The organism is Paenibacillus sp. FSL H7-0943 (genome assembly GCF_037963265.1).
Lineage (GTDB): Bacteria > Bacillota > Bacilli > Paenibacillales > Paenibacillaceae > Paenibacillus_AQ > Paenibacillus_AQ odorifer.
This window is the reverse complement of record NZ_CP150148.1, coordinates 813,700-826,396: the sequence shown is the minus strand read 5'-3', so window position 1 is coordinate 826,396 and position 12,697 is coordinate 813,700. Positions and strand designations below refer to the sequence as shown.

General features: G+C 39.0%; 8 protein-coding genes. All 8 read right to left on the bottom strand.

The features are described from left to right. Positions 1-14 precede the first annotated feature (14 nt). A complete protein-coding gene (locus tag NSQ55_RS03635) occupies positions 15-1,061 on the bottom strand; it encodes a radical SAM protein (RefSeq protein ID WP_339171291.1) in 1,047 nt (348 codons plus the stop codon). Further along, positions 1,061-1,477, bottom strand: coding sequence for a hypothetical protein (locus NSQ55_RS03630; protein WP_339171288.1), 417 nt, complete (start codon positions 1,475-1,477; stop codon positions 1,061-1,063). Before NSQ55_RS03630 ends, NSQ55_RS03635 begins: the two co-directional genes overlap by 1 nt. Continuing rightward, on the bottom strand, positions 1,474-1,875 hold the full coding sequence (locus NSQ55_RS03625) for a hypothetical protein (RefSeq protein WP_339171285.1): 402 nt from the start codon (positions 1,873-1,875) through the stop codon (positions 1,474-1,476). Before NSQ55_RS03625 ends, NSQ55_RS03630 begins: the two co-directional genes overlap by 4 nt. 1 nt (position 1,876) lies before the next feature. After that, complete coding sequence (locus NSQ55_RS03620; protein ID WP_339171283.1) at positions 1,877-4,675, bottom strand: hypothetical protein; 2,799 nt, start codon at positions 4,673-4,675, stop codon at positions 1,877-1,879. Between the two features lie 10 nt (positions 4,676-4,685). Then, complete coding sequence (locus NSQ55_RS03615; protein ID WP_339171281.1) at positions 4,686-5,867, bottom strand: MBL fold metallo-hydrolase; 1,182 nt, start codon at positions 5,865-5,867, stop codon at positions 4,686-4,688. Between the two features lie 784 nt (positions 5,868-6,651). Continuing rightward, positions 6,652-9,999: a DEAD/DEAH box helicase family protein gene (locus tag NSQ55_RS03610; RefSeq protein ID WP_339171278.1), complete on the bottom strand. Its 3,348-nt coding sequence runs from the start codon at positions 9,997-9,999 to the stop codon at positions 6,652-6,654. Between the two features lie 75 nt (positions 10,000-10,074). Beyond that, positions 10,075-11,196, bottom strand: coding sequence for a restriction endonuclease subunit S (locus NSQ55_RS03605; RefSeq protein WP_339171275.1), 1,122 nt, complete (start codon positions 11,194-11,196; stop codon positions 10,075-10,077). Next, positions 11,189-12,658, bottom strand: a complete 1,470-nt coding sequence (locus tag NSQ55_RS03600; protein WP_339171271.1) for a class I SAM-dependent DNA methyltransferase — start codon at positions 12,656-12,658, stop codon at positions 11,189-11,191. Before NSQ55_RS03600 ends, NSQ55_RS03605 begins: the two co-directional genes overlap by 8 nt. Positions 12,659-12,697 lie beyond the last annotated feature (39 nt).

Genomic DNA, 12,697 nt, shown 5'->3' with positions numbered 1-12,697 from the left:
TGTTTCTTCCTCCATCATCTACATCTGTTGATATTAAAAATCTGGCACCCACCGTGGCACATCTCATAGCTTTCACAGTTTCGACACTTAGAGATGGACTGTTCCTGTACGCTGGGCTTGCTTAATCTCTCACGCATTTTGATGAATTCTTCTCCAAATCTCCATCCATCCTGTAGTGAATGCTTCCTTAAATCAATTCCATTCCCAGAGATATCATTCATGAACGAGCATGGATAAAAGAGCAGGTTTTCTGATATATAACCTGAAAATCTAGCAGCTTCACAAAAATCCACTGTCTCCTTTAAGAGAGATTCTCCCATCAGTGGCAGATACGAAATCATACAACTATCAAATCCTATCTTGCATTTTTTGAATTTTTTTAAGAACTCAAAAAAACCCTTAATTTCATTTCCATCCGTCAGACACAATTCATCTGAGGAATGTACGGGTTTATAATTCAAAAACACGATTGCATTGACGCCTTCTAGTTGATTGGATTGCTCCTCCATCAATTCCATTGCCTGGAGAAGGCTACGTTTATTAAGCATAAAATGAATATTGACTTTAATACCGTATTCCCCAGCTCGTTTAATAACATTCAATGCATCCACGTAAGGTTTATACCAGCTGACAGCCATTGCACCACAAAATTTTTTCGTTGCCTCATAGATCTCATCCGTCATACCTTGTCCGTTTGTTGTATATGACGGAACAATGTTATGTTCGCGTGTTTTTTGCAGTATCTGTACAAATTGAGGATGCTGGTTAGGGTTCCCTCCACCCAAAGCCACCTGTAAAACTCCTGACTTTTCCGCCTGCTCCATGACAAGCTCGTAATCTTCCAAACGCATGGAATAACCATGCCTGTTTGAAGCGCGATAACAAAAATAGCATCCACGCTCGCAATAATTTGTAATTGCTATATCCAGCAGTTCTGGCCCTACTTTGTTATAGAATGGGTCGCTCCCCTCTTTGCCATATCTTATAAACGTTCCCTCTTCCTTATCAAAACCAAGGATGTATCCGCTTTCTTTACAATTTCGAATCAACCAACTCCCCATCACCAACCCCCGATTTTGCCGTTAAAATATATATCTTCTTCACAAATCAGAAAGCTTTCCATACAAAAATATACTTCCGCAGCCGAATTCCCATCTGAACTAAGATTACCGTAATACACCTTTCTGTTTTCTGCCAACAACTTCTCTACTACTTTGACTGTTTCTTCATCGTAGCGTTGCTCTTGCAGAAATTCGGCGATACCACTATAAGATGTTCCATACTCCTTTAAATATTGCCTTATCTCCTGCTTATTCTGATCAACTGCTTCGTATAAATCTTCAAAAATCTGATTAATCGGAGATGCCCCTTCGACTCCTAATCCTTTTAAAAAATAATCTTTATTAAGTTCTTCCTTCATTGAAATAATGAAGGAAGTAGAGGAACTGTTTGTTACAAAGTCTTGTCTGATCTTCATATACTAATCTCCTTTAAAGCCTGATTCAGATTATCTAACCCGTTTTCTCCATATTCGATCAGGTTGTCGGCGTTATAGCTCATCAGATTTAGATTGAGCTTTAATAAAGTTTGATGTTCGCTCAGCTCCAAATTATGAATATTCCCCCAATCTAACAACTCTTTTATATACAAGTAATCAGCAAAAATTTCATATTCCTCTTGATAGTACTTCATATACTCTTTTTTTAAATCTCTAGCATATTGAAAAAAGGCTCTAAGGATCCTCTTTGTGTAGAATTCTGCAAAGGAATTCTTTCGCAGATGCGACAAATCAACTATTTTTTTTTCAAGTTCTTCATAAAGAAAATCATCATTAGCAATACAATAATATACACCAGCTATATTTAGTATTCTCATGTTATTCTCCGAATTCATCGAGAAGCAATTTCGAAAAAAGCTTAACGTCGATAGAAATGTCCCTACAAAAATTGTTTTCCTGATCTAAACGTTCAATTATCAAATCGTATTCATCGCCCTTCCTAACCTTTTTGAGATGACGTAAAATTTCCTTTACATTACATAAAATTAAGCTACTTTTATGCTGATTTGTTTCATTCAGTATGTAAACAGCTACCTCAGGCGATATTTCAAAAAGTTTGTGCCATAAATCAAGCGCACTCCAGTATTCCAATTCAAGTAAATAAATTACCAATCGATATAATTCGGAATGATTCACATTCCAATTATCAACACTCACATAATTAGTAATATCTTGTACCATAGTATTAAATGGCCAGATCGACTCCGACCGCGAACTGGTGTAGATATTTTTCTCCTGCCGTTGAACACCAAACATTCTCTTAATAAATGCATCGTACAGATCTAATTTTTGGACAAGCACATCAAGCGCTTCAAACAGTAAATGGATATTGATATTTCTAAAAAACTCACAGTCATATTTGATAATTAGGTCACGAACAATCTTTTTCGCGTAGCGTTCATTCGTAATAAGCTGCATTTTCCATAATTCCGCATCCTCGGCTGTAAAATGACGATCCTCAAGTCCCCAAATATGTTCCCAATATAGAGTTTCATACTCAGGAAGATTTTGTATGATTGGCAATAGATCCTCCTGCGACTCGGTTCGTGCTAAATAGAAAATGTATTTTTGAACGCCTTCTTTGATTGTCAGATTCTCTTCGTTCATTTGGCTCCAGAACTCCAAAAAAGCTTGCTGCTCTGCAAGGTGGGTTAAAATATAGTTTGTAATGCAGAAATCTCGGAACTCATCAAAGGTAAAGCTGATAACAACGGTGTTTCTCTTTAACATACCCATTTTTATTATCTGTTCGTCTTTGAATATAACCTCATTATCAAGCATTTTATAAAGCAATTCTTGCTCTGATTCATTGAAAATTCCCGATGGGATATTAAAGAACGATTTTTCACGAATCATGTACTCCGAAATTTTATCAAGCAGGGCATTTAAAGAGTCTTGATTATTTAATATCTGTTGATTTTTTTGATATTCAAGTGATTTAATAGCCAAATAACTCTTGAAAACATCATATTTGTAAACATCATATACATAGATTAGCTTCTTGTTTTCGTTCACTTCGCAAAAAAATCGCAACAGCAGTATATCATTCGTTAATGCGTCATAGAATCTATTCGTTAATGTATTTTCCCTAATCGTGATCCCAAAAAAGCGTAGATAACCCCGGAAGATCCGCTCCTTGAAATCGTTTCCTCTTTGCCACATATCGATATGTTGATAAGCACTCGAATACATACCTTCTTCAATCACCGCAAAACGTTCCTGAAAGAGCTCATTTCGGGTTGTCATAATCACCTTAATATATGGATAATACTTACATTCTTCAAGGAAATCCCGTATACCCTGACCAAAGTTCTCCACAAGTGTGTTCTCATTTAAGCCGTCTATGATAATTACAAAGGGCCTTTGGCTGCGTTGCCACTCACGAAGTAAAATTTTATTTGCATAGAGAAATGGGTACCTCCCGTCAAGAGATAATTTTCGCTTTATGAAACCCATTGGATTGTCCCTAAAATCATAGGCATTAAAATATAGTGCGCAATATTTTTTTCTTATTAGGAAATTCAACGCGAAGTCACATACAAAATTTGTTTTCCCCTGCCCGGCATCTTTGCTTAATAGGATATATTTTTTCATTATAAAGTCGATGTTCTCTTTTATATTAGATAAGTAATATTTAACGGAGTTGTTAAGACTGTTCTGTCTGACATCGAAGTACTTTTCTAGGTCCTTGTATGACTCATTATTCTCCCCCAATTCATCTAATAAGGAAATAGCATTTGAAACTCTGTCTTTTAGATAGGTGGATACCTGTTCCAAATCCGTTGATAAAAAATCCTCCGTAAAATCGGAAAAATCAATGCTCTCTTTGCCAATATTTTTTAGGTCTACATTCATACTTTTAAAATCAATAATTTTCACATCATTGATTGCCTTTTTCAAAAACAACAGGGGATCTGAGAAATATCGGAGATTTTCTTTATATCCACCCTCTTCCACAAATATATCCGCAATATACTTTTTACTTCTCACATTTTTCTCGATCTGGCTTTTCGTATATTGGGTACAGGTCTCTTTCAGCAACATATAATATTCATTTGGTTTAAAATTTTCTTTCATTAGCAAATCCTGAAACGTTTTCACAGATGACATGCGTACACCAAGTGCGCCGCTGCTATTATAAGCCTGCATTTGGAGAATACCCACAACTCTGTTATCGCAAAAAACTGGAGAACCAGATAATCCCTCGTAATTATCAGCTGCTCCACCCGTAATTGCTGATAGACAATAATCCCAATCAGTTCCCAATAATGGAGAAAAATCAAATCCAGTTCCTTTTATATGATGCTCATGCTGTTGGGACGTAATGAATCCCCTAACGGACCAGGGAGATGCTTCATCTAATATTTCATCATCCGAAAAAAAATCTGCTACGCTGTATGTATAGTCGGATTGACTGATCTCCATCAGTACTGCGAATTCATTCCCTTTTATAATGTGAGCCTCAATCTCTTTATCATCGATACATACCATATGACAGTCTCCGCAGGCCACATGTTCAGCCGTTAAGACGAGATTTGGCGCAATTATAATTCCAGTTCCGTTTTGGATACGCTCACCTTGATAATATGATTGTACCCTGACTATATATTTCTCCATATAGTTCTCCTTAGATTTCGATTTGCCGTTGTGCAAAAACCATAGAATAACCATATTGATCCTGCATATTGAGTAATTCTTTTTTTTGTCTGATTTCATAATTAAAATATATATTTTTATTTCCACTTAAAATGGCTCTTGCCAGCAAATCATTTTCCGGATGTCGATTTTGTTTTCCGCCGTCTGTAGAAACAAGTATTCTTTTACCCTTTGTCTTTTCTAGTAACGTTATATTTGGCTTTGTTGTACCGTGGTGTGATAGCTTGATGACATCATATTCGTCTGTCAGATACTTTGCCCAATTATCGCTATCCGAGTCACCTGCAAATAACAGTCTTATCCCCTTATATTCTATTTCAGTTACAATTCCTGCATTGTTGACATCATTCATATGCGCTAGTGTAGAAGTTCCTATCCAATGTTCAAGCCGCGCCTCAGAAGCCGATATGTATTCCTCGGAAATACCGGGCTCTATTTGTAGTTCCATTAAGCGTTCAAACAAAAGTGAAAATTCCACATGATCTGAAAGTTCATAATTGATACCAAAGTTTTTGATCAACTCAATATTTAGTTTATGTGCCAATCTCTCTAACGAAACTTCGTTTGGAGATAACACAATTATTCTACAGTCTCCAATTTTAATAGCATCATTGACCAAATGACTTCTACTATCAATACTTCTTTTGATTACCCTATCATCAAACTGCATGTTTAGCTGATAACCGTTCTGAGCGCATAGTTCCTCAAAGCTTTTGCTATGAACTGCCGATATTGGGCCGTCATCAGCGTTAATCTGCATGGATAGCTGACCCAATACTATCTCCATCCGTTTCTTTTGCAAATCCCCAATTACAGACCGTCTTCTCTCTTGAAATTCATCCCGCATAAACAGCGTGTTGAAAAATCCGTTAAACCAAATATTATCTACCTTGATGATGCGAGGCGCGGACGAAGGACCGTTCTCGCGTAAAAATTCAATTGCTCCTTCTATGTGATCCTGATCTATGTGTGTAATGAGCATCAATATTACCCGGCATCCTTTTTGGTTTAACTGGATCAACAAAGGTTTCAGTTCGTTTTCGTATGTGGGTTTATATCCGCAGTCGACAATGATACACTCCCTATTGTCAAACTCTACAACAAAACAATCTCCCGCTTTGGCGGGAAGAAAGTGTACAATACAATTGCTCATAGTAAGCCCTTCTTTCTATTGACTGTTAGCAATTATGCTTTTATTTCATGACTATTTATGGAAAAGTGATCATTTATTTAGGTTATCATAAATTTTACCAATCTAAAATATTACAAATTTAAAATATCATCCCAAACTTTCATATGTATCCTATCATTGTATACATTGTATTAAAAAATCCCATCACCAAAAGGCATAAATTTTAACATTTTTAATATTGAACTTAGTCCTAAACTTTATAATTATTCATAAATTCATCTGTCAACTTAATTGCCTACTCTTTCTTTACGTCATTCCTTTCTAAGTATCAATATCCTGTAGTCTAGGTCATTCATCGCCAACTACACCGTAAGAAAAATCTCAAAGTAAGCACAAAAACCGCAAGACTCACCTTCTAAAGGTAGGTGATCTGCGGTCTTCTGTCTTTACTATGGTTATAGGTAAGGTTGCTCCAATATTATGAAATTTCTGTTCAGTATGAATTACTCCTGCTAAAGGAGTCGTCAAATCCGCATCCCACCGTTGCACGTTAAAATAATGTCTTGCTACAAATCACGATTTCCGCTTAATTAAATAACAATAAAGAGGGGTACTCCGACCCTCTTTACTATTTTGCGCCAATACATCTCCGGTTTAATTGTCCTTCCGCACCCACAGTGAGCAGCACTCCACATACGTAGAGTAGGCAGTGTGAACAAACTTTATATGATGAGCCCCCATCAAATGAAAGCCAGACTACGGAAGAACGTGGTTTGGCATTTATTTTTTTATACCCATTCCTACCTCACCCAATAATCTTCACAGCATTCTCTTTAATCTGTGTAACCATCTCTACAAGTCTTCGTTGCTTCGTTCCATCAAACAGCTTAATGAAGCTCTGTGGCTTGTCAAAAGGCGGTTTAATCAGTTCAGACACATTGTCGATATAACCGTTCTGGACAATATAATCAATTACCTTTTTGACAAAGACAATCTGCCCCTGACTCAGCGACTGATCATTGATGAATTCCGAAAAAGCAGCCGTTGCCGCCTCATATTCCAGCTTGGCAATTTTGCGCACCAGCAAGCCGAACGGAGTGTCCTTGAACTCCCGCTGATAATCCTCTGCTGTGCCAAGTTCGCCTGTAAAAATCTTCTCCAATGCTTCATAGTCCAGCGCCGTTAACGGAATATTATTGCGGAGCTTATGAATCACAAGATTGTCCCGGTTCTTCTCAATATAGCGGTTAACCTTGAGCTTATAATCCTCAAAGGTATAAGCCTCGTACATCGCTTTTCCCTCATGGATTTCAAGAACCTCATCGGCGAGATTGGTATAAATCGGGTTCTTGCCGCCTTCATCTACGATAAATTTAATGAGACTGCGTAGCTCCGTGCGTACTTTTTCAAAATTCAGTATATTAGCACTTTCCCAGAACTCATCCGTTCCTATGGTTTGGATAAGCGGCAGTTTTTCTCTAACCTGCGGTATAGTCGCACGCTGCAATAGGGTGGTAGCTACCTCTATGAGTTGCTTCTTACTCTTCTTGTATTGTGGCGATTCCTCAACCTGTGCAAGCATAAGTCCATACATTAAATTATCAAAGCGTTTGGCATGCTCATCTACATCATCCATATAGACAATAGGCGCAAGATATTTAATCAGATTGGATTGATCCTGCTCCAGAAGGCAGACAAAAGCCGCATTATGTTTATACTTCTCTATGTATTGCAGCTGCATTTTTACAGATATTAATTCCGTATTAAGAGCTTGAATTTGTCCAATTACTATTTCTATCAAATCAGTACGAATCAATTGATAGGGTTCATCTATAAAGATAGACTGCTGCATATGATGAATTATCCGGACCCGCTTGGCAAAAATAGCTTCGGACAAGCTGTAGGCTTCATTCCCCTGCAATCCCTCCTTATGTTGACGGAAGAACTCAAAGTTGCCCAAATAATCAAAAATAACAAAAAGTGTCTTGTCCTCTCCCTCTCCAAACAGATCATTACGAAGCCTTGTCCCCCGGCCAATCATCTGCCAGAACTTAGTTTTGGAACGAATCCGTTTGAAGAACACCAGATTGACGATTTCCGGCACATCTATACCTGTATCCAGCATATCCACCGTTACGGCGATATAAGGACTTTTATTGGGTATTTTGAAATCATCAATCAAGCTTTGCGTGTAATTATCCCCCGATACAATTCGCTGGGAAAAATCACCCTTATACTGAGGGTATAGTTTATTAAATCGATCTACGATGTACTGTGCGTGTTGTTTGGTTTGCGCAAAAATAATCGTTTTTCCCAGTCGGTCTCCACCTGATACTTTGATCCCCTGGGTCATTAAATCCTCCAGTACTCGATCCACAGTTACCTGATTAAAAATAAATTCGTTGATTGCTGGAGAGGGAATAAATTCAGGCATCTCGCCATCATCATCTGTGAAATCCTCTTCGTATCGCGCCTTGTCATCCTCGGAAAGAGTCTCATAAGTGATGCCCTGCTCCAGAAACTTCGTCGTAACTTCAATATTATGATATGGCACCAGAACGTGGTCTACCTCAACAGCCGTCTCGTAAGGATAAGCATAGGTCGGCACACCGCTCTCCATCTCGAAGAAATCATACGTATTACGATCTACTTCCGTCTTGGGAGTTGCTGTCAGCCCCACAATAATGCCATCAAAATATTCAAAAATGGTACGGAATTTCTTAAATATACTCCGGTGTGCCTCATCCACAATAATTAAATCGAAGTGGGCGGGAGTGAATAAACGCTTGCCATCATCGCTCTTAGCCCTATCAATCGCATTCAGCATCGTTGGATAAGTGGAAAAAACAATACGAGCCGTCTTGTCATCCTTATTGCTAAGCAGATTACAAAGAGACATATCCGGCAGATAGTTCTTAAAATCGTCCTTCGCTTGTTTGACCAAGGCTTTTCTGTCGGCCAGAAATAGGATGTTGGTCACATACCCTCCACGGGATAACACATCAGTTAAACTGGAGGCTGTTCTTGTCTTCCCGGTGCCAGTCGCCATAACCAGCAAAGATCGTCTATGACCTGTCCCAATATTCTCGCATACCGCACGAATCGCTTCCTTCTGATAGTAGCGGTCTGTGATCTTATCATCAATAACCACTTCATCCAAAACCTTGCGTTCCTTCCGCCGATTCATCAGCTTCTGCAGATCTGACTTGGAGAACACACCGCTTACCTTACGCTGTGGAGAGGTAATGTCATCCCACAGATTGGTCTCGAATCCGTTGGTCGTGAACATCATCGGACGTCTGCCAGTCATTTGCTCCAGACAATCTGCATACAGCTTGGCCTGATGGGTTCCGACCTTCGGGTCCTTGGAGGTACGTTTTGCTTCAATGATTGCCAGAGGCAAGCCATCCTTGCCATAAAGCACATAGTCGGCATATCCTTTCCCCTCATTATTAGGCATCCCGTACAGTTCTACTTCTTCCCTTACATCATCACCGATTGTCCAGCCAAGTAGCTTTAGGTCTACATCTATGTATTTCTTGCGCGTGCGGAACTCCGAGATATCCTCTGGAGTAAAATGGCGCTCTTCCTGGTGCTGCTCTTTGTCAGCGGTGAGCTTGTTACTCATTGCCGCAATCTGAGCACGTAGAGCTTCAATTTCAGATTCTTTTTGCTCTATTAAACTGTCTTTCTCTTTGATCCTGGCTTCATCCAGAATTACCTTCTCTACAGGGATATTACTCTCTGCGAAATGGCGTTCTTCATAATTAGCACCATAGCAATAATCAATCCACTGCACGAATTCAAATAAAGCGGCTAGTGACAACACCGCATCACTACTGTTGATCGCCTTATCCGTATGTACCGCAAGATTCCCCAGCTTGATAATATAGGAAAGCTTGCCCCAAGTCTGGTTGTCCATCGCGAATTTAAAAGTAGGTTCATGAATCAACGCCTGCAAATTGTCCTTATACGGCATGGTGATGGTGTTATCAGCAGCGTAAACCCATTTCACAGCAAGCTCAAAAGCCTTACGGCTACCTACTGCCGCCATTGCCGGAGAGGTGGCAAGCACCCTCTCCGCTTCAATGGAAGCTGTAGCAAATAACTTATATTCCGTTTGTCCCTGTAAGAATTCAAAGTTAGCAGGCATTGGATTCACCTCACGGGTAGAATGTGGTAGAGATTAATTGAAAAGAGAAAATGATTAGTATAAGCAATTCGCTTGTTATTCGAAGTACTCGCTCATTAGGCTGTCGAAGAGGTGCTGCGTCTCGTCTATGGCTTGTTTGACGAGAGATTTTTGTTCTTCGATTTTGGTGACGATGTTGGCGAATTGGGTTTGGAGTTCAATTGGCGGCACAATAATATCTAAATCATTTAAAATTTTCAAATTAATGTTTTTTTGAGCAGACTCAGGTGCTTGGGCTTCAATAATTTTTTGAGAGAAATCAAACCATAAATATACAAAAATATTATTTGTCTGCTCATTCGCAGTAAATCCTACAACACTATCTGGAAAACACGCATCAAATCCTAAAATAGCAGTTTTTGCGATATTTGCAGCTATTGTTATGCATAAGGTTCCAGCATCCCATTTTTTAGATTGTTGCAACCCTAAATCTGAATAAGTCTGCTTATATTCTTTTATGATAAAATCCGCATTAGCAACATCACCTGTTTGAATAAGTGGATGAGCACCACCTAAAAGAGCAGGCTCATTTCTAGGTCTATGTTTTGAGATTCCCCTATTCAAATCTCCGATTTCTGAAAGTTTCTTAATATCCCATTCTTTTTCATTAGTTATTGGGTCACCAAACATTTCGAAATAAGTTGATTTTATCAGATTGTCCAGCCTTGCAAGCTGCTGTTTACGCATAGCAAGCAGTTCAGCGGCAGTGTCTAATGTTTTGACAATTTGCTTTTGTTTATCAAGAGGTAGTATTGAAATTGGAATTTCTTTAATGGTTTTTACAGACAAGTGTTTAACAGTTACAAACGAAGTTGCTCGTTCAATATCTTTTAAGGCTTTTGGTAAAAAGTATAATACGTATTTTTCTATAACTTCATTTGATGAGCACCATATTTTGCAAACTCGTTGATTTAGCAATGCATCGACACTATTCCAAGGTGCAATATTAAATTCACCATCCATGCCAATAAGCAGATCACCGTTTTTCACTATATATTTTTTATCAAAGTTTTCTTTTGTGTAAGTGGTTGTATATCCTCTCATAACATCTCGTATCCTGATTAATGGTGTATCTTGAGAGTTATCAGTAAAGAGTTTTGAATCAAAGGCATATCCACTTATAATATTGCAGATATCACCAATCGTTTTGTTAACCATCAATAAGCACCCTCAATTCCTCCATCTTGGCAGCAATATCAAGGTTCAGCTCATTCAGACGAGCCATGATTACTACTGGCTTGTCGTACTCTACCTTTTCATACACAACTTTTTTATATTTATTAATGGAAAGATCATATTCATTCGCTTCAATCACAGTTTTATCCACCAGGAAGCTCTGCTCTGTTGGCTGACGGTCAGCTTCACCTTCAAGTTTATGGTAACGGGCAATGATATCTGGGATATCATTAGCCTCGATGGACGAACGTTTATCATCTAGAGAATAACCGTCCGCTTTCATATCATAAAACCATACTTTATCCGTACCACCCGCACTTGTCTTAGTAAACAACAGAATAGCCGTGCTGACTCCTGCATACGGTTTGAATACGCCGCTCGGCATGGAAATTACCGCTTGAAGCTGATGATTCTCTACCAGCTCTTTGCGAAGTGATTTATGCGCCTTGGTCGAACCAAACAAAACGCCATCTGGCACGATACAAGCGCAGCGACCACCTTTACGAAGAATACGTAGGAAGAGCGCTACGAATAAAAGCTCCGTCTTTTTTGTATCAGTGATAGATCTCAGGTTTTCGTTGATACTCTCAATATCCACGGTTCCAGTAAACGGAGGATTTGCAAGCACAATATCATAGGCAGATGCCGTATTATTCTGTCTGGATACACTATCCACATAATCAATATGTGGCTGGCTAATGGAATGGAGCATCAAATTCATGGCAGACAGACGCAGCATGGTTCTGTCTGTATCATAACCTGAGAACATCGCACCTGAGAAATGTTCCCACTGCTCGCTGGTCATCTCAGACTCGTATTTTTCACGAATATATTCGGCAGAAGAGACAAGAAAACCCGCTGTACCACAAGCCGGGTCAACGATCTTATCATTAGGTGTGGGTGCAAGCAGATGTACCATCAAGTCGCGAATATGCTTGGGTGTTCTGAACTGACCGTTTTGTCCAGCCGAAGCCAGTTTGCCTAGCATGTACTCGTAAAGATCACCCTGCATATCCAGGTTCTTAATATCATGTTCATAAAGCTCATCAAGACCTGTGATCATCTTCTGCAATACTTGCGGAGTTGGAACTAGGAACATGGCATCCTGCATATAACGCGAGAAAGCCGTCATGTTCGTTCCATTCATTGCTTTGATAAAAGGAAATACCTTCGTGCCAACAATATCATAGATGATTCGGGCATCTTTGGTTTTGAATTTACTCCAGCGCAGTTCTTGTCCATCTTCGTCCTGCGGGAATATCTTCGGCATGGCTTCACCGCTTAAAGCTTCAAAACTCTCATTCTCTAATTCCTTCTCATCGAGAGAACGAATAAACATTAAGTAGGTAAGCTGTTCAATAACCGTTAATGGATTACTGATACCACCTGCCCATATATCAGACCATATTTTATCAACCTTGTTACGAACTTCTCCTGTTAGCATCCATATTGCTCCATTCTATTCCATAATCACTCTTTATTC